The 23,058-nt window shown below is 56.4% G+C and carries 18 protein-coding genes and 1 tRNA gene; 11 read left to right on the top strand and 8 right to left on the bottom strand.

Features of this window, described 5'->3' with window-relative positions; genetic code table 11:
- Positions 1-3: 3 nt before the first annotated feature.
- Together AC4FIA_RS05695 and AC4FIA_RS05690 are read right to left on the bottom strand one after the other, a co-directional pair.
- Positions 4-1,821, bottom strand: coding sequence for an ABCB family ABC transporter ATP-binding protein/permease (locus AC4FIA_RS05695; RefSeq protein ID WP_490365041.1), 1,818 nt, complete (start codon positions 1,819-1,821; stop codon positions 4-6).
- 93 nt (positions 1,822-1,914) lie between these two features.
- On the bottom strand, positions 1,915-2,688 hold the full coding sequence (locus tag AC4FIA_RS05690) for a 3-hydroxybutyrate dehydrogenase (protein WP_490365040.1): 774 nt from the start codon (positions 2,686-2,688) through the stop codon (positions 1,915-1,917).
- A 514-nt stretch (positions 2,689-3,202) separates the two neighbouring features.
- Here AC4FIA_RS05690 and AC4FIA_RS05685 point away from each other — a divergent pair.
- The gene (locus AC4FIA_RS05685) at positions 3,203-5,020 is read left to right on the top strand and encodes an extracellular solute-binding protein (RefSeq protein WP_490365039.1); all 1,818 of its coding nucleotides are present in this window, start codon (positions 3,203-3,205) and stop codon (positions 5,018-5,020) included.
- Positions 5,021-5,025: 5 nt separating this feature from the next.
- Complete coding sequence (locus tag AC4FIA_RS05680; protein WP_103909647.1) at positions 5,026-5,139, top strand: entericidin EcnA/B family protein; 114 nt, start codon at positions 5,026-5,028, stop codon at positions 5,137-5,139.
- 5 nt (positions 5,140-5,144) lie between these two features.
- Here the strand turns inward: AC4FIA_RS05680 and AC4FIA_RS05675 are convergent, their stop codons facing one another.
- Positions 5,145-5,768, bottom strand: a complete 624-nt coding sequence (locus tag AC4FIA_RS05675; protein ID WP_490365038.1) for a helix-turn-helix domain-containing protein — start codon at positions 5,766-5,768, stop codon at positions 5,145-5,147.
- A gap of 64 nt (positions 5,769-5,832) precedes the next feature.
- On the opposite strand from AC4FIA_RS05675, the gene AC4FIA_RS05670 reads away from it, so the two are divergent.
- The 4 genes from AC4FIA_RS05670 (at position 5,833) to AC4FIA_RS05655 (ending at position 10,723) form a co-directional block, all read left to right on the top strand.
- The gene (locus AC4FIA_RS05670; RefSeq protein ID WP_490365037.1) at positions 5,833-7,350 is read left to right on the top strand and encodes a class I adenylate-forming enzyme family protein; all 1,518 of its coding nucleotides are present in this window, start codon (positions 5,833-5,835) and stop codon (positions 7,348-7,350) included.
- Positions 7,351-7,412: 62 nt separating this feature from the next.
- Entirely contained in the window at positions 7,413-8,045 is a 633-nt protein-coding gene (locus AC4FIA_RS05665; protein WP_490365036.1) for a DsbA family oxidoreductase, read from the top strand.
- A 141-nt stretch (positions 8,046-8,186) separates the two neighbouring features.
- Positions 8,187-9,404 (top strand): multidrug effflux MFS transporter, encoded by a 1,218-nt coding sequence (locus AC4FIA_RS05660; protein ID WP_490365035.1) that lies wholly within the window; start codon positions 8,187-8,189, stop codon positions 9,402-9,404.
- Between the two features lie 104 nt (positions 9,405-9,508).
- A complete protein-coding gene (locus tag AC4FIA_RS05655) occupies positions 9,509-10,723 on the top strand; it encodes an NADP-dependent isocitrate dehydrogenase (protein WP_490365034.1) in 1,215 nt (404 codons plus the stop codon).
- Positions 10,724-10,911: 188 nt separating this feature from the next.
- Here the strand turns inward: AC4FIA_RS05655 and AC4FIA_RS05650 are convergent, their stop codons facing one another.
- From AC4FIA_RS05650 to pdxH, 5 genes are all read right to left on the bottom strand, one after another.
- Complete coding sequence (locus tag AC4FIA_RS05650; RefSeq protein ID WP_490365033.1) at positions 10,912-14,583, bottom strand: vitamin B12-dependent ribonucleotide reductase; 3,672 nt, start codon at positions 14,581-14,583, stop codon at positions 10,912-10,914.
- Positions 14,584-15,107: 524 nt separating this feature from the next.
- A tRNA-Pro gene (locus AC4FIA_RS05645) sits at positions 15,108-15,184 on the bottom strand.
- Positions 15,185-15,237: 53 nt separating this feature from the next.
- Positions 15,238-15,702 carry a DUF192 domain-containing protein gene (locus tag AC4FIA_RS05640; RefSeq protein WP_490365032.1) on the bottom strand — a complete coding sequence of 155 codons (465 nt, stop codon included), beginning with the start codon at positions 15,700-15,702 and terminating at the stop codon, positions 15,238-15,240.
- Positions 15,672-16,208, bottom strand: a complete 537-nt coding sequence (locus tag AC4FIA_RS05635) for a cold-shock protein (protein ID WP_103909637.1) — start codon at positions 16,206-16,208, stop codon at positions 15,672-15,674. The genes AC4FIA_RS05640 and AC4FIA_RS05635 overlap by 31 nt, the downstream gene beginning before the upstream one ends.
- A 111-nt stretch (positions 16,209-16,319) precedes the next feature.
- Positions 16,320-16,925, bottom strand: a complete 606-nt coding sequence (gene pdxH / locus AC4FIA_RS05630; protein ID WP_490365031.1) for a pyridoxamine 5'-phosphate oxidase — start codon at positions 16,923-16,925, stop codon at positions 16,320-16,322.
- 114 nt (positions 16,926-17,039) lie between these two features.
- Here pdxH and fabI point away from each other — a divergent pair, with 114 nt between their 5' ends.
- The 5 genes from fabI (at position 17,040) to trpE (ending at position 23,054) form a co-directional block, all read left to right on the top strand.
- Positions 17,040-17,846, top strand: a complete 807-nt coding sequence (gene fabI / locus AC4FIA_RS05625; RefSeq protein ID WP_473031219.1) for an enoyl-ACP reductase FabI — start codon at positions 17,040-17,042, stop codon at positions 17,844-17,846.
- Between the two features lie 16 nt (positions 17,847-17,862).
- Positions 17,863-18,363 carry a xanthine phosphoribosyltransferase gene (gene gpt, locus AC4FIA_RS05620; RefSeq protein ID WP_490365030.1) on the top strand — a complete coding sequence of 167 codons (501 nt, stop codon included), beginning with the start codon at positions 17,863-17,865 and terminating at the stop codon, positions 18,361-18,363.
- Between the two features lie 85 nt (positions 18,364-18,448).
- The gene (locus tag AC4FIA_RS05615; RefSeq protein ID WP_490365029.1) at positions 18,449-19,645 is read left to right on the top strand and encodes an aminotransferase; all 1,197 of its coding nucleotides are present in this window, start codon (positions 18,449-18,451) and stop codon (positions 19,643-19,645) included.
- A gap of 39 nt (positions 19,646-19,684) precedes the next feature.
- Positions 19,685-21,532, top strand: coding sequence for a peptidylprolyl isomerase (locus tag AC4FIA_RS05610; protein WP_490365028.1), 1,848 nt, complete (start codon positions 19,685-19,687; stop codon positions 21,530-21,532).
- 7 nt (positions 21,533-21,539) lie between these two features.
- Positions 21,540-23,054 carry an anthranilate synthase component I gene (gene trpE, locus AC4FIA_RS05605; protein WP_490365027.1) on the top strand — a complete coding sequence of 505 codons (1,515 nt, stop codon included), beginning with the start codon at positions 21,540-21,542 and terminating at the stop codon, positions 23,052-23,054.
- The last annotated feature ends 4 nt before the right edge of the window (positions 23,055-23,058 follow it).

Here is a 23,058-nt window from a genome sequence, read left to right as displayed (position 1 = left end):
AGCTCAGGCCGCGTTACGATCTGCGGCCTGACGCGCCCATAGGCTGGCATAGCGCCCGCCCTTGGCCAGCAGATTGTCATGCGTTCCGCTTTCGACGATCTCGCCCGCTTCCAGAACAATGATCTTATCCGCATCCGCCACGGTCGACAGACGATGCGCGATTGTCAGAACGGTGCGCCCTTCGCCCGCGCGGGCCAGTGCCGATTGAATGCCCTGTTCGGTTTCGGTATCGAGGGCCGAGGTCGCCTCGTCCAGCAACAGGATTGGCGGGTTTTTGAGCAACGTGCGCGCAATCCCGACCCGCTGTTTTTCACCACCAGACAGCTTAAGCCCACGTTCACCAACAGTGGTGTCGTAACCGTCTGGCAAAGACACGATGAAGTCATGGATCTGGGCGGCTTGCGCGGCTTCGACAATATCGGCTTCGGTCGCATCCGCACGGCCGTATGCGATGTTGTATCGGATGGTGTCATTGAACAGCACTGTGTCCTGAGGAACCACACCGATCGACTTATGCAGGCTTTCCTGCGTGACATCGCGGATGTCCTGCCCGTCGATTTTAATCGCACCGCCTTTGACGTCATAGAAACGGAAAAGCAGACGCCCGATGGTGGATTTACCAGACCCGGACGGGCCGACCAAGGCAACAGTCTCGCCTGCGTTCACGGTAACCGACACACCTTTCAGGATGGGGCGTTCGGCCTCGTAGCCGAAGACGACATTGTCCAACTCGACCACCCCGCCGGAAACGTTCAAGGCAGGCGCATTCGGTTTGTCCGACACTTCGGCTGGCTGCTCCAGCAGGTCGAACATCTCGCCCATATCCACAAGGCTTTGGCGGATTTCGCGATAGACCGTGCCAAGGAAGTTCAAAGGCATCGTAATCTGGATCATCAGGGCGTTGACCATGACCAGATCACCGACTGTCAGCGACCCGTTCTGAACGCCGATGGCTGCCATGACCATCACAATAACCAGACCGCTGGTGATGATCAGCGCCTGACCGAAGTTCAGCATCGCAAGCGAGGTCGACGTTTTGACAGCAGCGCTTTCGTATTTGCGCATCGCCTGATCGTACCGTTCGGTTTCGCGATCCTCGGCTCCGAAGTATTTGACCGTTTCAAAGTTGAGAAGACTGTCGATGGCTTTCTGGTTCGCGTCGGTGTCCTGTTCGTTCATCACCCGACGCAGCTTGACCCGCCATTCGGTGACTTTGAACGTGAAGGTCACGTACAGCACAATGGTGAGAACGACGACCACCAGATACCAAACATCCAGCGCAAAATAGAGCGCTCCGGCCACCAGGATCAGTTCCAACAGCAAGGGGCCGATGCTGAACAGCATAAAGCGCAGCAGAAACTCGACGCCCTTCACACCGCGTTCAATGATCCGCGACAGACCACCCGTGCGGCGCGTGATGTGGTAGCGCAGCGAAAGCTGGTGGATATGCCGGAAGGTCCGAAGCGCCAGCCTGCGCAGCGCCCGTTGCCCAACGCGTGCAAAGACCGCATCACGCAGTTGCTGGAAACCAGAATTCAGCACCCGCGCCATACCGTAGGCGACTGTCAAACCAACCGCACCAACACCCAGCGTCCACGCAGGATCGACACTGTCACCTGTCAGCTTGTCGATGGCCGCTTTGTAGAAGAACGGCGTGCTGACAGCGATGATCTTGGCCACGATCAGCAGCGCCATCGAGATCACAACACGGCGCTTTACCCATGTTTGGCCCTCGGGCCACAGGTAAGGTGCCACCTTCTTGATGATCTCCCATCCGGAGCGACGGTCTTTGGCGGTGATGTCTGCAGTGCTGCTGCGCATGGGGCTCTCCTGATTACAGGGTCACATAGACGTGACCCTTCCGGAAAACCAGAAGGGCCCCTGTGTAATTTCGATTTTCAGGCCGTCAACGGATCAGAGCGCCGTCCAACCACCGTCGACGCTGATCGTTGTGCCGGTGATCTGGTCGGCAGCCGATGAACACAGGAAGACCGCTGTGCCGCCGATCTGTTCGGTGGTGGCAAATTCCTTGGATGGCTGACGCTCAAGGATTACCTTCTCTTTGGCTTCGTCCTCGGTCATGTCGTACTTTTTCGCGGTGTCGGGGATCTGCGCCTCGACCAGCGGGGTCAGAACGTAGCCCGGACAAATCGCGTTCGCGGTGATCTTTTCCTTGGCCGTTTCCAGCGCAACGACCTTGGTCATGCCCACAACACCGTGCTTGGCCGCGACATAGGCCGATTTATAGGGCGAAGCGGTCAGGCCGTGGGCGCTGGCGACGTTGATCACACGACCCCACCCCGCCTTGCGCATCAGCGGCAAAGCGGCTGCAGTGCAGTGGAAAGCAGAGTTCATATTGATCGCAATGATCGCATCCCATTTCTCGACCGGAAACTCGTCAATCGGGGCGACGTGCTGGATGCCCGCGTTGTTGACCAGAATATCGCAAACGCCCGCCTTTTCGATCAGCGCGCGGCACTGGTCGGCCTTGGACATGTCGGCCTGGATGTAGCGTGCTTTCACGCCGAATTCCTTGCCAAGTTCTTCGGCCAGCGCGTGGTCTTCTTCGTTATCTGTGAAGGAGTTCAAGATGACGTCGGCACCGGCTTTGGCAAGTTCTCGGGCCACGCCCAGACCGATGCCCGAATTGGAACCGGTAATAATCGCTGTTTTTCCTGAAAGGGTCATATCATCTCCATTCACAATGCTTTTGCAGCATAACATTCTGCACTTGCGAGAAAACGCATTTTTCGGGCATTCGTTCCGAAATTGCGACAATCTTTGCTGAATTGGACATGAAATCCATGCCTGCGCAACAACGCGCTGTTACGATCAATCTACCGTCCGGCGCGGGGCGTTAAGATATCCCCCCGATTCTTGGCAGATTCGTGCCCAGATAGAACTGCGGAATCGCGAACGACCTGAACGAGTCGCAAAGCTCTGATTAGCCGGATCACGCGCCACTACCTGTGAATCCCCCTTATTTTCATGGCTCTGAGGATTTTGGAGGACAAAAAAAAACGCCAGCACAAGGCTGGCGTTCAGTTATTGAGGCAGGTTTCATACAGGCAAGAAACCTATCGAGCAGTGCTTAGTTCATAAGCTTTTCGCATCATGAATCCAAGCTAAAAGTTTGAAAATGCCGGAATCCCCCCGTATCGTTCACGCAAAGAAACGGTTTGGGACCAAAGGAAATTCAAACATGAGCAGCAATTTAAACGGGCGTTTCCGCCGCGTTCTCGGGGGCCTTGCATTGGCGGCAATTGCGGCCTCTGCGACAGCCGAACCAAAGCATGGCATAGCTATGTACGGCGAGCCCGCGCTTCCACCCGATTTTGTGTCCCTACCCTACGCCAATCCAGAGGCCCCCAAAGGTGGCCGGATCGTGACCGGCGAGGTCGGCAGCTTTGACAGCTTGAACCCCCACATCCTGAAAGGGTCGGTTCCGTGGCAGCTTCGTTTTCTGGCCTACGAAAGCCTGATGGCCCGCAACTATGGCGAACCTTTCGCACTGTACGGCCTCCTGGCCGAATCGATTGAGGTGCCGGATGACCGTAGCTGGGTAGAATTTACGCTTCGTGAAGAAGCCAAGTTCTCGGATGGCACGCCTGTGACCGTCGAGGACGTCATGTGGTCTTATGAAGCCTTGGGCACTGTGGGCCACCCACGCTATCGCGGTTCGTGGGAAAAGATCGCCACGATGGAGAAAACAGGCGACCGCAAGGTCAAGTTCACCTTCAACGTCGAAGACCGTGAGTTACCGCTCATCCTTGGCATGCGTCCGATCCTTAAAAAGGCACAGTGGGACGGCAAGGATTTCGCGGAATCCGGTTTGGAAGACATTCCGATCACCACCGCCCCCTACACGATCTCGGATTTCGAAGCCGGTCGATACGTGACCCTGACGCGCAACCCCGATTACTGGGGCAAGGATGTGCCGTTCATGCAGGGCGTGGCCAACCTTGATGAAATCCGCATGGAATTCTTCGGCGATGCGCAGGTCATGTTCGAAGGCTTCAAGGCAGGCATCCTGAATTCCCATCGTGAAACCAACGCCGAAAAGTGGGAAACGCAGTTCGACTTCCCAGCCGTTCAGAACGGTGATGTCGTTAAGTCCCTGATCCCGCATCAGCGCCCCACCGGCATGACGGGCTTTGTCATGAACACCCGCCTGCCCGCGTTCCAAGACTGGCGCGTGCGCGAGGCGCTTATTCAGGCGTTCAACTTTGAATACATCAACGACGCGATGACTGGCGGCCGTCAGGCGCGGATCGGGTCGTATTTCAGCAACTCGCAACTGGGTATGGACAATGGTCCCGCGAAAGGCCGCGTTCTGGAATTCCTTGAACCCTTCGCTGACGATCTGCTTCCGGGCGCGATCGAGGGCTATGCCCTGCCTGTCAGCGATGGATCGGAACGCAACCGCAAAAACCTGCGCGCCGCGATTGATCTGATGGAGCAAGCGGGCTGGACCATTCAGGACGGTGTCATGGCCGATGCGAATGGAACGCCGTTCACCTTTGAGATCGTGCTCAGCCAAGGTTCGGGCGAGGCGCAATCGATCATCGATCTGTATGTCGAGGCTCTGTCCCGCATGGGGATCACCCCGCAAGTGACGATGATCGACAGCGCCCAGTACAAGGAACGCGTCAATGCCTATGACTTTGGCATGACCTACTACCGCCGCGGCCTGTCGCTATCTCCGGGCAATGAACAGCATCTGTACTGGGGGTCCAAAGGCGTGACCGAGCCCGGTTCGCGCAACCTGATGGGCATGAACTCTCCCGCGGCCGAAGCGATGATCGATACGATCCTGAACTCGACCGACCAAAACGAATTTGTCGCCGCGACCAAGGCATTGGACCGTATCCTGACCAGTGGCCGCTATGTCATTCCGATCTATGATTTCTCGTCCAGCCGGATTGCCCACGTCAAGGAACTGAAATATCCCGAGACACTGCCGATCTACGGTGACTGGATCGGTTGGCAACCGGATGTCTGGTGGTGGGAAGAGGAGTGATAGGAATGCGCATCAGCATTTTTCTGGCCGCAACACTCATGCTGGCAAGCTGCGGCACAATAGAAGGCGCAGGCGAGGATATCTCGTCTGCTTCCAGAACAGTTCAAGGCTGGTTCTGATTAGATCAGGCGAGCGACGTGACCCACAGGATGGTCGCGTCCTCGTCGCTGATAGACACAACGTTGTGGCCCATCGTGGCATCGTAATAGGCACTGTCGCCACGGCGCATTTCGATGGGTTCATAGAATTCTGTGTATAGCTGGATCACACCGGTCAGCACGTACAGAAACTCTTCGCCGTCATGGCGCACCCAACCATCGAATTCATCCATCGACCGCGCACGTACACGGGCACGATACGGAAGCATCTGCTTTTTCGTCAGCGTTTCCGCCAGCAGTTCGTGTTCGTAGGTCGCAGTTGCCTGTTGCTGGCCATTGCCGTTCTTCGTAAAAGCCAGACGACCGTTGATCTGGTCGCGCTTGGGCGGCGTGAACAACTGGGGCACTGAAATCTCAAGCCCTGTCGCCAGTTTCTTCAAGGCGTCATAGGTCGGTGACATCTGACCGTTTTCAATCTTGGACAGCGTAGACCGGGCAAGCCCCGCCTGTTTGGCCGCTTGTTCAAGCGTCCAGTCGCGTGCTTTGCGCAAATCGCGCACGCGTTCGCCCAGGTTCAGGGCTTCGATTTCGCCGTCTTGACCGTTTTCACGGGCAATTTTGATCAGACTTTTGGGATCACCTTCGCTCATATCAAAGCTATAGGCGCGGTCCTCGTAGCTTGCAAGATCGTTGGTTTGGACCTAAGTCCGCGCCATGCTGTCTGTTTTTGATAAAGGGCCCTTTGCGCCCTGCCCGACCCCGTTCAATATGGCCGCCCATGTTCTGGCAGCGGGTCAAGCCACACCTGACAAAATCGCCCTGTCCATTCTAAAGCCGACAGGCGCAGAACGGTGGAGCTATGCCAAACTGACAGCCGCCATTCTGGGCACCGCGCGCGGCCTTCTGGATCAGGGCCTGACACCGGGCCAACAGGTATTGATGCGGCTGGGCAATACCGTTGATTTTCCAATCGCGTTTCTGGGGGCCTTGGCAGCAGGCCTGGTTCCTGTGCCCACCTCGGCCCAGCTGACAGCGCCCGAGATCGAAAAGATGTCCAAGGTTCTGGATCTGGCCTGTGTTGTCAGGGATGAAACCACGCCCTGCCCCGAACTGGGTATCCCAGCATTCGATCAAGAGACACTGCATCAGTGGCGCGACCTGCCTGCGGCTGATTACCATTTCGGCGATCCTGAACGCCTTGGCTATATCGTCTTCACATCCGGCACCTCTGGCGTCCCTCGTGCCGTTGGCCACGCACATCGCGCGATCTGGGCACGTCAGATGATGATGAAGGGCTGGTACGGCCTGACACCGGACGACCGTCTTTGTCATGCGGGGGCGTTCAACTGGACGTTCACCTTGGGCACTGGCCTGATGGACCCATGGACCATGGGCGCAACGGCTCTGGTGCCAGCCAGCAATGTCACGCCTGACCAGTTGCCACTGCTGATCAAACGCAATGAGGCTACCATTTTCGCCGCTGTCCCAGGCGTCTATCGCCAGATCCTGAAACAACCGAACCTGTCCTTCCCGAAACTCCGCCATGGCCTTTCTGCAGGTGAGAAACTTCCCCAGTCCATCCTGAGCGCTTGGCAAGAAGCAACCGGTACGCCGATTTTCGAAGCTTATGGCATGTCCGAATGTTCGACCTTTATCTCGACCGAACCCACCACAACCGATCTGTCGGAAGGATACCTTGGCAAACCGCAAGTTGGACGCCGGATAGCTATTCTGGGCGATGACGGCCCTGTCGAGCTTGGCGAACCGGGCCAGATTGCGATCCATAACACCGACCCCGGTTTGATGCTGGGCTATATCGGCGCCGAAGAAGAAACCAAAAGCCGCTTCCAAGGTGACTGGTTTACCACCGGTGATCTGGGCGCAATGGAATCAGACGGTCGCATCCGCTTTCTTGGCCGCAACGATGACATGATGAACGCGGGCGGTTTCCGCGTTTCGCCTGTCGAGGTCGAGAACGCGCTGCTACAACATCCAGCGATTTCGGAAGTTGGCGCTACGGACATCGAAGTCAAAGAAGACGTCCGCCTGATCGCCGCGTTTTTCGTGTCTTCCGAACCGCTTAGTGAAAGCGACTTGCAAGACTGGTGCGCAGAACGTCTGGCCCGCTACAAACAGCCCCGCATCTTTGTTCAACTCGATGCATTGCCAAAGAACCCCAATGGCAAATTACTTCGCAAAGCGCTTCGTGACATTCCGCGAAACACCCACTAAAGGCTCGGGCTTATTTCGACGTTTTGCTGTTAGCATTGTCCTACAAAGGAAAGGCATCAACTATGGTCAAACTGGATATCATGTCGGACCCGATTTGCCCCTGGTGCTATGTTGGCAAAACGCTTTTGGATCGCGCCTTGGAACAATCGCCGGATCACCCGTTCGAAATCGAATGGCACCCATTTCAGCTCAACCCCACTATGCCCCGCGAAGGCATGGACCGTCGTGCTTATCTGGAAGGAAAGTTCAACGGCCAAGAAGGGGCAGTAGCGGCTTACATGCCCTTGGTTGAAATGTGTGAGGCGCAGAAGATCACTATCAATCTGGATGCGATCCAGAAAACGCCGAACACGCTGGACGCGCATCGTCTGATCCATTGGGCCGGTATCGAAGGTCGCCAGACAGCGGCAGTTTCGTCGCTGTTCAAGGCCTACTTTGTCGAAGGCCGTGATATTGGTGACCACGAGGTACTGTGCGACATCGCCGACGGCATCGGTTTGGATGCAAGCGTGATCCATCGCCTACTGGCCTCTGATGCCGACGTGGAAGACATCAAGAAACGCGACGAGGCTGCGCGGCAGATGGGAATTACGTCGGTGCCGACCTTCGTGGTTGCGGGCCAGCACGCGGTCCCCGGCGCACAACAGCCCGAACTTTGGCTGAAAGTCATCGAAGAGCTGCGCGCAGCCGCCTAAATAAACAAAATCAAAATTTTTTCGCACCTGCAGAAATCTTGTCTTGCCAAAAGACGGAATAGGAATAAATTCCAATATTAGGAAACCGCACGGTATCTAAATATTTCAAAATGCTGGTACCGACCAGAAAGGAAGCCCTCTGTGCCCCTGAAAATGCATCGAGTCGAATTGGTAGCGCTGATTGCCATGATGTTCGCGACAATCGCGATTTCCATGGACGCCATGCTGCCTGCCCTGCCCCAAATCGCATTGGAGCTATCCCCCGAAAATCCGAACGCCGCGCAGCTTGTTCTGACAAGCTTTGTTCTGGGCATGGGTCTGGGCACGTTTGTGACCGGCCCCTTGTCGGACACATTGGGCCGCAAGAACGTCGTGATCGGCGGTGCGGCGCTTTATTGTGTGGGCGCGGCCGCATCCATCTATGCTCAGTCGCTTGAATTTCTGCTGGTGTCTCGCTTGATTCAGGGCCTTGGGGCAGCTGGCCCGCGCGTCGTGTCGCTGGCGATCATCCGTGACCAGTTCTCGGGCCGGGAAATGGCGCGTCTGATGTCGTTTGTTATGATGGTCTTTACCATCTTCCCCGCCGTCGCACCGTCGCTTGGTGCCTTCATCCTGATCTTCGGCGAATGGCACGCAATCTTTGCCGCGTTCCTTGTGTTTTCGATTATCAACGGCATCTGGTTCGGCGTTCGGATGCCCGAAACCCTGCCCATTGAGGAACGCCGTCCATTCAGTTTCCGCGCGATCTGGGCTGCCTTGCTGGAAATGATCGCCCACCCGATGGTGCGCCTGTCTATCGCTGTTCAGTGCCTGGTGTTTGGTATGTTGTTCGCAATGATTTCATCGGTTCAGCAAATCTACGACGTCACCTTTGATCAGGCCGAGAATTTCCACCTGTGGTTCTTTATGGTGGCTTTGTTGTCGGGGTGCGGATCTTTGCTGAACGCACGGCTGGTGATCAAACTGGGTATGCGTCGGATCATCAATGCTGTCATCACATTTCAGATTTTCGCATCCTCGGCGATGCTTCTGGTCTATTTTTCTGACTTGGGCGCGACGGCAACCTTCTTTGGTTTTGTGGCTTGGCAGACGTCGGTTTTCTTCATGATCGGCATGTCCATCGGCAACCTGAACGCCATCGCGCTTGAACCTATGGGGCACATCGCCGGTTTGGCATCCAGCGTCATTGGCGCGGTGTCCACGGTCGCCGCTGTGATCATTGCCGCACCACTGGGTTTGATGTTTGACGGCACGCCGGTTCCACTTGCTACGGGGATCTTGTGCCTTGCAATCATCGCCTTCGCGTTGATGCAGGCAATGTCGCGTCGCGAAGCAGAGGAAGCTGCGGCGACCTTGTAATGGTCACCTGAAGAAATTCAGTATACATTCGCATACAAAGCTTTCCTTCCTGAGCGAACCGCGTTATGAACACGCGAAAATTCAGCCCAGGAAGGACTCCTCCCATGTCGAAAATCAAGGTTGAGAACCCCATCGTCGAAATGGACGGCGATGAGATGACCCGCATCATGTGGGACTTCATCAAACAGAAACTGATCTTGCCCTATCTGGATCTTGATCTGCTGTACTACGATCTGGGCATCGAAGAACGCGATCGCACAGAAGACCAGATCACCATCGACGCCGCAGAAAAGACCAAAGAGGTCGGCGTCGCGGTCAAATGTGCCACCATCACACCTGATGAAGCCCGCGTAGAAGAGTTCGGCCTGAAAAAGATGTGGCGCTCGCCCAACGGCACGATCCGCAACATCCTTGGCGGCGTTGTGTTCCGCGCGCCGATCATTTGTAAAAACGTCCCTCGCCTTGTTCCCGGCTGGACGCGTCCCATCGTGATCGGTCGTCACGCCTTTGGTGACCAGTACAAAGCCACTGACATCAAGTTCCCCGGCCCCGGCAAGCTGACGATGAAGTTCGTTGGCGAAGACGGTCAGGTGATCGAGAAAGAAGTGTTCGACGCCCCCGACGCCGGTGTCTTTATGTCGATGTATAACCTCGACAAATCGATCTATGACTTCGCCCGCGCGACGTTCAATTACGGCCTGCAGTTGGGATGGCCGGTGTATCTGTCGACAAAGAACACCATTTTGAAGCAATACGACGGACGCTTCATGGAAATCTTCCAAGAGGTGTTCGACAACGAATTCGCCAAGCAGTTCGAAGAAAAAGGTATCACGTACCAGCACCGCCTGATCGACGACATGGTCGCCTGTGCGATGAAGTGGAACGGCGGTTTCGTCTGGGCCTGTAAGAACTACGATGGCGACGTGCAGTCCGATACCGTGGCGCAGGGCTTCGGTTCGCTGGGCCTGATGACTTCGCAACTGATGACACCGGACGGCAAGATCGTCGAGGCGGAGGCCGCCCACGGCACCGTCACGCGCCACTATCGCCAGCATCAGGAAGGCAAGCAAACCTCGACCAACTCGATCGCGTCGATCTTTGCGTGGACAGGTGGTCTGAAGCATCGTGCGAAACTGGATAACAACACCCCGCTGATGAACTTTGCCACCACGTTGGAAAAGGTCGTCGTCGATACGGTTGAATCCGGCTTTATGACCAAAGACTTGGCTCTGCTGGTTGGTCCAGATCAGAAATGGCTGACCACGATGGGCTTCCTTGAAAAACTGGATGAGAACCTGAACAAGGCACTCGCTGGCTAATTCCGCCAGACAAAACGAATAAAAACCGGCCCTTGGGCCGGTTTTTTAATGCCCCAAGGGCAACGCATAAAAAAAGGGGGCGTTCCCGCCCCCTTATGAGTCTCGCGAACTCAGGCTCATCATTTCACCGCCCTAGTTTTTTGCCTGCGGCCCGGTCGCGTCAGGGGCACCGCAGCGCCCCTTGTCCCTTAACTGCACCCAGAGGTGCCGCCACATGTGTTGCACTTCATACAGGTGCCGTTGCGCACCAGCGTGTAGTTTCCGCATTCGCCGCACGGATCGCCTTCGTAGCCCTGCATTTTGGCTTTGGTCGATGCGTCCATGCCTGTGGATGTCGTCGTGGTCGCACGCGCGGCCACAGACACCGTTGTGGATGTCGATGTTTCAGGTACCAACGTGCTGAGCGCTGCAGAGGCATCCATCGGCGCGGAAAAGGCTGTTGCCGCCTGCCCGCCCTGCAGAACCACCAGTTCTTGCGGCACACGCTTGCGCAGGTAACCGGTCGAACTGATCTGCTTCAGAACCTCAAGGCTTTTCGAGGCTGCGCTTTCGCTCAGTTCCTTGACGTTGGACACGCCCTCTTCTTCGCCACGGCCGATGTCGTCGAATGTCGCGCCTTCGGGTTTGACATGCGCCAGATCGGTGCGGTCCAGATAGGACACGGCCAGTTCGCGGAAGATGTAATCAAGGATCGACGTTGCATTCTTGATGCTGTCGTTGCCCTGAACCATGCCTGCCGGTTCGAACTTGGTGAAGGTGAAGGCGTCAACGAACTCTTCCAGCGGAACACCGTACTGAAGACCGACGGACACGGCGATGGCGAAGTTGTTCATCATCGCACGGAAGCCCGCGCCTTCCTTGTGCATGTCGATAAAGATTTCACCCAAGGAGCCATCTTCGTACTCACCGGTCCGCAGGTACACCTTGTGACCACCGACAACGGCCTTCTGGGTGTACCCCTTGCGGCGTTCCGGCATCTTGGTGCGCTCGGACTTGATGATTTCCTTGATGACGACCTTCTCGACGATCTTTTCGGCCAGCACAGCGGCCTTTTCCTGCATCGAGCCTGTTTCCAGAACCTCTTGCGCGTCCTCGTCATCCTCGACCAGTGCCGCCGCCAAAGGCTGGCTGAGTTTGGAACCATCGCGGTAGAGGGCATTGGCCTTAACACCCAGCGACCAGGACAGTTCATAGGCCTTCTGACAGTCTTCGATAGACGCGTCATTCGGCATGTTGATCGTCTTGGAAATCGCACCCGAAATGAACGACTGCGCCGCTGCCATCATGTAGATGTGGCTGTCGACCGACAAGAAGCGTTTGCCTTTCTTGCCACAGGGGTTCGCACAGTCAAACACCGGATAATGTTCAACTTTCAGGTGCGGCGCACCTTCAAGCGTCATTGTCCCGCAGACATAGTCATTGGCTGCTTCGATGTCTTTGCGGCTGTAGCCAAGGTGGCGCAGCAGATCAAAGCTCGGGTCATTCAGACGTTCGGTCGGGATGCCCAGAACTTCGGTGCAGAACTCTTCACCCAGCGTCCACTGGTTGAACACAAAGCGGATGTCAAAGGCCGAACCAAGCGCCTGTTCGATCCGCTCGATCTGCGCCGGACCAAAGCCGTGACCCACTAGCGACGTGTGGTTGATCGCCGGTGCCTCGGCAATCGAGCCGTGACCCACTGCGTAACCAATGATGTCTTCGATCTGGGCCGAGTCGTAGCCCAGTTTCTCCAACGCGGCCGGAACCGACTGGTTGATGATCTTGAAGTAACCGCCGCCAGCCAGCTTCTTGAACTTCACCAAGGCGAAGTCAGGCTCGATACCTGTTGTGTCGCAGTCCATAACCAGACCGATGGTACCTGTCGGCGCAATCACGGTTGTCTGCGCGTTACGGAAGCCGTTCTTTTCACCCAGACGCAGCGCCTCGTCCCAGCTGGACATCGCCAGCTCGACCAGAAGCGGATCAGGGCAGTTTGCGTGGTCGAGAGCGACCGGCTTCACCGCCAGCTTCTCATATCCGCTTGTCGCGCCGTAGGCCGCATTGCGGTGGTTCCGGATGACGCGCTGCATGTGGTCTTTGTTGCGCTTATAGCCAGCGAATGTACCCAGCTCGCCCGCCACTTCAGCAGATGTCGCGTAAGCAACGCCGGTCATGATCGCTGTCAGAGCACCGCAAAGCGCGCGACCTTCATCCGAGTCATAGGAGTAACCCATGTTCATCAGCAGGCCGCCGATGTTGGCATAGCCCAGACCCAGCGTACGGAAGTCGTAGCTCAGCTGAGCGATTTCCTTGGACGGGAACTGCGCCATCAGAACCGAGATTTCCAGCGTCAGCGTCCAAAGACGTGTCGCATGCATGTATTCCTCGGCCTTGAACTTACCATCCTCAAGGAAGGTCAGCAGGTTCATCGACGCAAGGTTACAGGCCGTGTCATCAAGGAACATGTATTCGGAACAAGGGTTTGAACCGCGAATCTCACCGTCTTCGGGGCATGTGTGCCATGCGTTGACAGTGTCGTGGAACTGGATACCCGGATCGGCGCAGGCCCATGCCGCGTGGCCAACGTCTTCCCAAAGCTTGCGGGCTTTGATCGTTTTCGCGACCTTGCCGTCTGTACGGCGGATCAGTTCCCAATCTGCGTCTTCACGGACCGCTTTCAGGAACGCGTCGGTTACACGGATCGAGTTATTCGAGTTCTGGCCGGAAACAGACGCATAGGCTTCCGAATCCCAGTCAGTGTCATACGTCGGGAATTCGATCGAGGCATAGCCCTGACGTGCGTAATCCAGAACGCGCTTAATATACGTCTCGGGGATCGCGACCTTTTTAGCGGCGCGGACCGCCTGCTTCAGGCTGTCGTTGACCTTAGGGTCATAAGCGTCGGCTTCGGCGCCATCCCAGCTACGGATCGCGTCAAAGACAGCGTTCAGCATCTGCTCGTGCATTTTCGAGCCGGCAACGATCGACGCAACCTTTTGCTCTTCCTTGACCTTCCAGTTGATGAATTCTTCGATATCGGGGTGATCCGCGTCACAGATCACCATCTTGGCAGCGCGGCGCGTTGTGCCGCCAGACTTGATCGCGCCAGCTGCGCGGTCACCGATTTTCAGGAAGCCCATCAGACCCGAGGATTTGCCACCACCGGACAGGGATTCGCCCTCGGCCCGCAAGGACGAAAAGTTCGTGCCGGTGCCAGAGCCGTATTTGAACAGGCGCGCTTCACGCACCCAAAGATCCATGATCCCGCCTTCGTTTACCAGATCGTCAGAGACGGATTGGATAAAGCAGGCGTGCGGCTGGGGGTGTTCATAAGCCGACTGGGATTTTACCAGCTTGCCAGATTTGTAATCGACATAATGGTGGCCCTGCCCCGGACCGTCGATGCCATATGCCCAGTGCAAACCTGTGTTGAACCACTGCGGCGAATTCGGTGCAGCCATCTGAGTGGCCAGCATGTAGCGCATTTCGTCATAGTAGGCTTGTGCGTCAGCCTCGGACGTGAAGTAGCCGCCCTTCCAGCCCCAGTATGTCCACGCACCCGCCAGACGGTCGAAAACCTGCTTGGCCGAGGTTTCGCCGGTCTTTTCAACATCCGAAGATGCCGGTGCGGATTTCCACAGGAACTCGGGAACGTCCTTTTCTTTGACCTTTTTCAGGTCTGTCGGAACGCCCGCTTTGCGGAAGTATTTCTGTGCGATGACGTCGGATGCAACCTGGCTCCAAGATGCCGGGACCTCAACCTCATCAAGACGGAACACGATGGTCCCGTCTGGGTTTCGAATTTCAGATGTCGTGGTAACAAATTCTAATCCAGCGTACGCGTCCTGCCCTTCACGCGTGAACTTTCTTTCAATTCTCATGATCGCCGCCCTGTTTATCGCTGCTTCCCGTCCGCTTTCCGAGCCCGATCGATTGGGTAAACGCTACCTGTTCCGAGACATGACCATGTCGCGGTTGAGTAAAGTGCCAAATGTGGCAATGCGAATTGACCCCGTGACCTAACCACTAAATGTGGTGGGCTTGCAGTAAGCCCGCACAAATTGGCGCATTGGACCTTTGCCGGTCAACGAATTTTTTGAAGAAAGTTATCTATATTTAGCGTTGACGACCTATCCAAACACATTCCCTGCGATCCACTCCCCGATTCACCCACAAGATGAAAACGACGCTCTTTCGAGGAAAACATGCGTTTCAATGGACTTATCCACAGAATTTTCCGCATAGCTTGAGGTAGTTTGCAATTGGAATGTGTTCTGCGAAAAACAAAGCCCGAGTGCAGAAGAGACACAAGTTCTTGTGGAATCTTCGGTAACGCTGCGATTCGATACGCCCGATCCGAAGGCAAACAGCCCGTTCGCCTATAAATTCATCACTATTAAGGAAGTGGTCGGGGCGATAGGATTCGAACCTACGACCTACGGTACCCAAAACCGTCGCGCTACCAGGCTGCGCTACGCCCCGACTGAGCGACCGTTTAAACGCCTCCGATCAAATTGAAAAGACCGATCTGCAGGTTATTCGCAGGGCCAAGCCGCTTTTTCGATAGCTGGATGCTGCATAACGTTCTCGGGTTTCAATCCAAGCATCTTTGCGACACCTGCGTTCAACTCCAGAACATACTGGATGTTGTCGCCGCCCGGAATCGCCGTCAGATCACCGGGGATCGCATTTTCATGGATGGACTGAACCACGCCGTTTTCATCGGCAAAGATCATGTCGAGGGGAATCAGCGTGTTTTTCATCCAGAACGCCACTGACGACGGCTGTTCGTATACGAACAACATCCCGGTCATTCTTGGCATCTGCTCGACGAACATCAGGCCCTGTGCGCGCTCGTCCGCGGTATCCGCGACGGACACAGCGAATTGAGCAGACCCGAATTGGCCTTTAATGGACAGAGTATCTTGTGAACATTCGGCGTATGCTGTGCTGGACAGCAGGCTAAACGTTAGCGCCCAGACGTAACCGCGCTGTCCCATGCCAATACCTCGGTAGCCATACGGCCGCGTTTGCCATCAACCGTCCGTATCGCAAGCGCTTCGCCCGGTTGAAGATCGGACAGGCCCGAGCGGCGCAGTACTTCAATGTGGACGAACACATCTTCACTGCAGCCAAACAGATTAGCAAAGCCAAAGCCCTTGGCCTTGTCGAACCATTTGACGCGAGCAGGTTCCAGCGGGGCATTGGCCAGAACGTCGGGATCCATTTCAGCAAAGTCCGCCAGAGGAGCAAGCCCCTCTTCTTCCGGTGGATCAACCTTATGGACTTCGACAGCCTGCACACCACGCTGAGTGTCATTGACCGAGATAACCACACCGGCGCCATCGGCAATCGAGCTTAGGCCGAAATTGCGCAGGACATTCCCGTGCAAGAGAATATCCGGCCCACCCTCGTCAGCAATGACGAAGCCGAAGCCCTTTGCGGGATCGAACCATTTGACCTTGCCGGTCACTTGGCGACTTTGTCGCTCCGTTTCTTTAGTCACAACATACTCATCGTTTTGCTCGGTCCTACTATTGCGTCATGCGCCCCCTACTATGCAAGCATGATTCCAAGTCATTTTTGTTCTTAGGCGACATTTCACGTCACGTGAAAGTCATGGGCTCAATCTAGTCACATCCCAGTCACTATGAACATCCTTACGCCTCCACGTAAAGCGGTCATGCAACCTAAATGCGCCATCTGCCCAAAACTCTATTTCAATCGGGGTGATACGAAAGCCCCCCCAAAACGGCGGCCTTTCGGGATTCGGACCCTTAGTCGCTGTGATTTTCGCCACTTCAGCCATCAAAGTCGCGCGGCTGTCCAAAGGTTGCGACTGTTTTGATGCCCAGGCACCCAATCTACTCTTGAGAGAACGGGACTTATAATAAGCGTCGGCCTGGGGGCCATCTTCGCGTTGCGTAAACCCGCGCACACGGATTTGGCGCCGCAGAGATTTCCAGTGCATGACGAACGCCGCCTGTCCTGCAGCTTCGATCTCTTGGGCCTTGGCGCTTTCGTAGTTCGTATAGAAAACAAAAGCCGCGTCCTCGATTTCCTTCAACAGCACCATACGCGCATTGGGCATTCCGTTCGCATCGACCGTCGACAGCGCAATGGCGTTCGGATCGTTGATTTCGCTGGTTTCGGCCTCGGCCAGCCAGTTTCGGGCAATCACAAACGGATCGTCACCCGCAAAAATCCCACTTCGGTCGCTCATCGACGCTTTACTCCTGTATTCACGGCCATTCTGCCCATTCTGCTCAGCCTGCCCTTGATGGTCGCAAGCCCTTCGCCTAAAGGAACTTAGACACATTTCGGGTGGAGCGGCACAATGTCAAATAATCTCATGGCAGGTAAACGCGGTCTAATCATGGGCCTCGCCAACGATAAATCAATTGCATGGGGTATCGCCAAGGCCCTCGGCGATGCAGGAGCAGAGCTGGCATTCTCGTATCAGGGCGAAGCGCTGAAGAAGCGCGTTGATCCTCTGGCCGCTGAATTGGGGTCAGACATTGTTCTGCCCTGCGACGTTAGCGACGAAGCTTCGATCGACGCATTGTTCGATGGCCTGAAAGAGCGCTGGGACAACATCGACTTTGTCGTTCATGCCATTGGCTTCTCTGACAAAAATGAACTTCGCGGTCGGTACGTCGATACATCCCGCGCAAACTTCCAGATGTCTATGGATATCTCGGTCTATAGCTTTACTGCCGTCATGCAGCGCGCCGAAAAGATGATGAACGATGGCGGTTCCGCTATCACCCTGACCTATTACGGCGCCGAACGCGTCATGCCCCACTACAACGTGATGGGCGTCGCCAAAGCCGCGCTAGAGGCCTCTGTGCGCTACCTTGCTGAAGATCTTGGCAAAGACGGTATCCGCGTCAATGCAATCAGCGCGGGCCCGATCAAAACACTGGCCGCCTCTGGCATCGGCGATTTCCGCTACATCATGAAGTGGAACGAATATAATTCCCCGATGCGCCGGAACGTCACCATTCAAGACGTTGGCGGTTCTGCGCTATACCTTCTGTCTGAATTGGGCGCTGGCACCACTGGTGAAGTTCTGCACGTCGATGCGGGCTATCACGTGGTCGGCATGAAAGCCGTCGACGCGCCTGACATGTCGAAAAGCTAACGGATCGGACAAAACCATGGATCGACTGCCACACGAAAAAGGGTTTCACGTCAGCTGGGACCAATTGCATCGCGATGCTCGTGCACTGGCATGGCGTCTTCAGGATGCCGCGCCGGCATCCGGCTGGAAGGCCGTTGTCGCCATCACCCGTGGCGGCATGGCCCCTGCCATGATCATCAGTCGTGAACTGGACATCCGCACCGTCGATACGATCAGCGTCAAAAGCTATAACCATCAAGAACAGAGCGAACCGCGCATCATCAAATCCCCCGATGCGACGGTTGTTGGCGATGGCGAAGGCATTCTGATCATCGACGATCTGGTCGACACAGGCAAAACGCTGGAAGTCGTGCGCAAGGCGATGCCAAAGGCGCATGTCGCCACTGTTTACGCCAAGCCTATGGGCCGCCCGATGGTGGATTCGTTCATTACCGAGGTCAGTCAGGACACGTGGATCTTTTTCCCATGGGATATGGCCCTTCAGTACGTAAAACCGTTCCACGGCTCTGACGACTGATCAAACATCCTTGTTTCGCGTTGCGTTGCAGCGCGAACTGCAAGAACGTGGCGAAACGTAAAAGGCAGATTTCGCAGGTACTCAGATGGCAAGCCGCACCCAATCTACATTTTCGCCCCCGGTGATGGAGGCGCGACGTTGGATTGAAGGTGTCGAGTTTCCTGCGAACCTTCCCTTGATCAACGTTTCTCAGGCGGCTCCGATCGATCCGCCACCCGAAAACCTGCGTCAGGCCATGGCCGACGCGCTTCTGGACAGCACCACACATCTTTATGGACCAGTCCTTGGCCTGCCTGCACTACGTGAGGCATTGGCTAAAAACTGGAGCCGTCACTACGAAACAACCGTGTCAGCTGATCAGATCGCAATTACAGCAGGATGCAATCAGGCATTTGCCGCGGTGATTTCGTCTATTGCCGACCAAGGGGATGAAGTTATTCTGCCAACCCCCTGGTATTTCAACCACAAAATGTGGCTGGACATGTCGGGCGTAACGGCTGTGCCGCTGGCCACTGGTGCTGATCTTTTGCCTACACCTGACGCGGCCGAGGCCTTGATCACAGACCGGACAAAGGCGATTGCGATTGTTTCGCCAAACAATCCCGCTGGTGTTGAATATCCTGCCGATCTGCTTCGCGCGTTTTTCGCGCTCTGCCATCGTCGCGGCATCAAGCTGATTGTCGATGAAACCTACCGTGACTTCGACAGCCGCACGGGCGCGCCCCATGACCTGCTTGATCAGGATGGTGCCGATGAAACGCTGATCCAGCTGTATTCCTTTTCCAAGGCCTACCGCCTGACCGGACACCGCGTTGGCGCAATTGTGACCTCTCCTTCGCTGCTGCGCGAGGTCGAGAAGTTTCAGGACACCGTCGCGATCTGTGCGCCGCAACTGGGCCAGAAGGCCGCACTTTGGGGGCTTGAGAACCTTGATCAGTGGCTGGCAGGCGAACGCGCCGAAATTCTGGCCCGCCGCGCAGCGATCGAGGCAAACATGCCCAAACTAGCAGCCAAAGGCTGGCGACTTTTGGGGCTTGGGGCGTACTTTGCCTATGTTGAACATCCCTTTGCAGACAGCTCTGCAGATCTGGCCGTCAAGCTGGTGAAAGAAGCGTCTGTTCTTGCGCTTCCCGGCACCATGTTCCGGCCTTCAGACGACGCCTCTGGCACACGCGAATTCCGCTTTGCCTTTGCCAACATTGACTCGGACGGGATCGCTGTTTTGTTTGATCGTCTGGCTCAATTGGACTGGCCACTTGCGGGTCCGTCGCGCTCTGCGTAAACATCGCTGAAATCTTTAAAACTACGGGTGGTATTCCACATGGCGCTTAAGGCGAAACGGTTATCCAGAGTCTTCCTGTACATCCTCATGGGCTTTATCTTTGTGGGTCTGCTGGGCTTTGGCGCAACAAGCTTTACCGGCGGTCGTCAGGATGTCGCCAGCGTGGGTGATCAGGGTGTCGACGCCAGCACCTATGTGCGCACCATCCAGCAGGAACTTCGGGCGCAGCAGGCCCAACAGGGCCGCGCCGTGACCTTTGCAGAAGCACAGGAACTTGGCCTTGACCGTCAGGTGCTGGCCCAGTTGATCGTGAACGCATCTTTGGATTGGGCCTCGGACGAGGCATCAATCTCGGTCGGTGACGAAGAAGTTGCCAAGCAATTGGCGGCGATTTCGGCGTTCCAAGGCGCTGACGGCAGCTTTGACCGTGATGCCTACCGCTTTGCCCTGCGCAACATCGGAATGAGCGAACGCGACTTTGAAGAAGACCTGCGCAAAGAAGCCTCACGCAGCATCGTTCAAGGCGCGATCGTATCCGGCAACGAAATGTCGAACACCTACGCCGAAACGCTGGTCGCCTACGCGCAGGAAAAACGCGATTTCACTTGGGCGGTTCTGACAGAAGCCGACATGACAACCGGCGTTCCTGTCCCGACCGAGGAAGACCTGCAGGCCTATTACGAAGAGAACATCGCCCAGTTCACGCGCCCTGAAACCAAGGTGATCACCTACGCTTGGGTCACACCCGACATGATCGTGGACAGCGTTGAGGTCGATGAAGAAACACTGCGCGCGTCCTACGAAGAACGTCGCGACGAATTCAACATGCCCGAGCGTCGCTTGGTTGAACGTCTGGTGTTCGGCTCTGAGGCCGAGGCATTGGCGGCAGCGGCAGCAATCACCAATGGCGAAACCACATTTGACGATCTGGTCGCCGAACGCGGTCTGGACCTGTCCGACGTTGATCTGGGCATTGTGACTGTCGAAGATTTGGGCGCGGCAGGCGATATGGTGTTTGCCGTTGCCTCCGGCGCTGTCGCGGGGCCTGCGGGTTCTGATCTGGGTCCGGCGCTGTTCCGTGTAAACGCCGAACTTGCGGCACAGGAAACACCGTTTGAAGATGCCATCCCGATGCTGCGCGACGAACTGGTTCTGGACCGCGCCCGCCGCGTGATCGAGGGTCAGGCAGAAGAGTATGACAATGAACTGGCCGCCGGTGCTACATTGGAAGAACTGGCTGAAACCACGGATCTCGAGCTGGGCACAATCGAATGGGCCGGTGACAGCGAAGACGGTATTTCCGGCTATCCGGCATTCCGCGAAATAGCCAATGCAGCAAGTCAGGATGACTACCCTGAAATCGCAGCGCTTGGTGACGGTGGCGTGTTTGCTATGCGCATCGACGAAATCCAGCCCAAGGCCCCCTATCCCTTTGAAAACGTCCGCGACCGCGTACAATTCGGCTGGGAACGCGAAGCCACCACAAACGCGCTTGAGTCCGAAGCCGAGGCATATGTCGCACGCCTGAATGCTGGTGAAAGCTTTGCCGATCTGGGGCTGACTGCCACATCCGAGACAGACTATCTGCGCTCGACCAGCCTTGATGTATTGCCCGCAGGCAGCGTGCTTCAGGTGTTCGATCTGGAAGACGGCCAAGCGGCGCTGATGCGTGGCGTGTCCCGTGTTGCCATTCTTCAGCTCGATGGCGTGACGTCGGCTGATCTGACCACAGAAGACGCGCAAGCCATGATCGACGGGCTGACCAATCAGGCGTCCGGCAGCCTTGCCGAAGACCTGTATCGCGCGTTCATCGTGAACATCCAGACCCGCGCTGGCGTTACAGAAAATCCAACAGCGTTGCGTCAGATCAACGCGCAAATTCAGTGAGTTAACTATGGTTGCCTTGACGCCCGAGTTCCGGGAATTCGAAACCGAATACGCCGCAGGCAAAAATCAGGTGGTGTACGCCCGTCTCGCGGCCGATCTGGACACACCTGTTTCACTGATGCTCAAGCTGACAGGCGCTGCCAAAGACGCCTTCATGCTGGAGTCCGTGACCGGCGGCGAAGTTCGTGGACGTTATTCGATCATCGGAATGAAGCCGGATCTGATCTGGCAGTGTCACGGCACACAGTCGCGTATCAACCGTCACGCACGTTTCGATCCCGACAGTTTCACTGCACTGGACGACGATCCGCTAACCAGCCTGCGTGCGCTGATTGCCGAAAGCAAAATCGAGCTACCCGAAGACCTTCCTCAGGCCGCAGCAGGTCTGTTCGGCTATCTGGGTTACGACATGATTCGACTGGTCGAACATCTGCCAGACGTGAACCCCGACCCGCTGGGCCTGCCTGACGCACTTATGATGCGTCCGTCTGTCATTGCGGTTCTGGACGGTGTAAAAGGCGAAGTCACAGTTGTGTCCCCTGCATGGGTGTCAGAAGGCCAGAGCGCGCGTGCAGCCTACGCTCAGGCCGCGGAACGCGTCATGGATGCCGTACGCGATCTGGAGCGCGCCATGCCGCAAGCCAGCCGGGATCTCGGCGATGCGAAAGAGGCAGGCGCACCTGTCAGCAACTTTACGCACGAGGGCTACAAAGACGCCGTCGAGAAGGCCAAGGATTACATCCGCAAGGGTGACATCTTTCAGGTCGTACCGTCGCAGCGCTGGACGCAGGATTTCCCCCTACCGCCGTTTGCGCTTTATCGCTCGCTGCGCCGGACGAATCCGTCTCCGTTCATGTTCTATTTCAACTTCGGTGGCTTTCAGGTCATCGGCGCCAGCCCCGAAATTCTTGTTCGGGTCTTTGGCGACGAAGTCACCATCCGCCCCATCGCCGGCACCCGTCCCCGTGGCGCGACACCGGAAGAGGACCGCGCGAACGAGGCCGATCTTTTGGCCGATCAAAAGGAACTGGCCGAGCACCTTATGCTGCTCGATCTTGGCCGTAACGACACCGGCAAGGTCTCTAAAATCGGCACGGTCCGTCCGACTGAAAAATTTGTGATCGAACGCTACAGCCACGTGATGCACATCGTGTCGAACGTTGTGGGTGAGTTGTCTGAAGATCAGGATGCACTGTCTGCCCTGCTTGCAGGTCTGCCTGCTGGCACCGTCTCAGGCGCCCCGAAAGTGCGCGCGATGGAGATCATCGACGAGCTGGAGCCGGAAAAGCGCGGCGTCTATGGCGGTGGCGTTGGCTACTTCTCGTCCGGTGGCGACATGGACATGTGTATTGCCCTGCGAACGGCCATCGTGAAGGATCAGAAGCTGTATATTCAGGCCGGTGGCGGTGTTGTCTACGACAGCGACCCCGAGGCGGAATATATGGAAACCGTTCACAAATCGAACGCGATCCGCCGTGCGGCCGCGGATGCCGCGCGCTTCACAGGCACCGGTAACGAATAAAGCC

This window comes from Thalassococcus sp. (assembly GCF_982780845.1).
This window is presented reverse-complemented; position numbering and strand designations above follow the sequence as displayed.

Excerpts from the sequence above, each read along its gene's own strand:
- AC4FIA_RS05695 (WP_490365041.1), bottom strand. The coding sequence starts at position 1,821 with ATGCGCAGCAGCACTGCAGACATCACCGCCAAAGACCGTCGCTCCGGA.
- AC4FIA_RS05690 (WP_490365040.1), bottom strand. The coding sequence starts at position 2,688 with ATGACCCTTTCAGGAAAAACAGCGATTATTACCGGTTCCAATTCGGGC.
- AC4FIA_RS05685 (WP_490365039.1), top strand. The coding sequence starts at position 3,203 with ATGAGCAGCAATTTAAACGGGCGTTTCCGCCGCGTTCTCGGGGGCCTT.
- AC4FIA_RS05680 (WP_103909647.1), top strand. The coding sequence starts at position 5,026 with ATGCGCATCAGCATTTTTCTGGCCGCAACACTCATGCTGGCAAGCTGC.
- AC4FIA_RS05675 (WP_490365038.1), bottom strand. The coding sequence starts at position 5,768 with ATGAGCGAAGGTGATCCCAAAAGTCTGATCAAAATTGCCCGTGAAAAC.
- AC4FIA_RS05670 (WP_490365037.1), top strand. The coding sequence starts at position 5,833 with ATGCTGTCTGTTTTTGATAAAGGGCCCTTTGCGCCCTGCCCGACCCCG.
- AC4FIA_RS05665 (WP_490365036.1), top strand. The coding sequence starts at position 7,413 with ATGGTCAAACTGGATATCATGTCGGACCCGATTTGCCCCTGGTGCTAT.
- AC4FIA_RS05655 (WP_490365034.1), top strand. The coding sequence starts at position 9,509 with ATGTCGAAAATCAAGGTTGAGAACCCCATCGTCGAAATGGACGGCGAT.
- AC4FIA_RS05650 (WP_490365033.1), bottom strand. The coding sequence starts at position 14,583 with ATGAGAATTGAAAGAAAGTTCACGCGTGAAGGGCAGGACGCGTACGCT.
- AC4FIA_RS05640 (WP_490365032.1), bottom strand. The coding sequence starts at position 15,702 with ATGGGACAGCGCGGTTACGTCTGGGCGCTAACGTTTAGCCTGCTGTCC.
- pdxH (WP_490365031.1), bottom strand. The coding sequence starts at position 16,925 with ATGAGCGACCGAAGTGGGATTTTTGCGGGTGACGATCCGTTTGTGATT.
- fabI (WP_473031219.1), top strand. The coding sequence starts at position 17,040 with ATGTCAAATAATCTCATGGCAGGTAAACGCGGTCTAATCATGGGCCTC.
- gpt (WP_490365030.1), top strand. The coding sequence starts at position 17,863 with ATGGATCGACTGCCACACGAAAAAGGGTTTCACGTCAGCTGGGACCAA.
- AC4FIA_RS05615 (WP_490365029.1), top strand. The coding sequence starts at position 18,449 with ATGGCAAGCCGCACCCAATCTACATTTTCGCCCCCGGTGATGGAGGCG.
- AC4FIA_RS05610 (WP_490365028.1), top strand. The coding sequence starts at position 19,685 with ATGGCGCTTAAGGCGAAACGGTTATCCAGAGTCTTCCTGTACATCCTC.
- trpE (WP_490365027.1), top strand. The coding sequence starts at position 21,540 with ATGGTTGCCTTGACGCCCGAGTTCCGGGAATTCGAAACCGAATACGCC.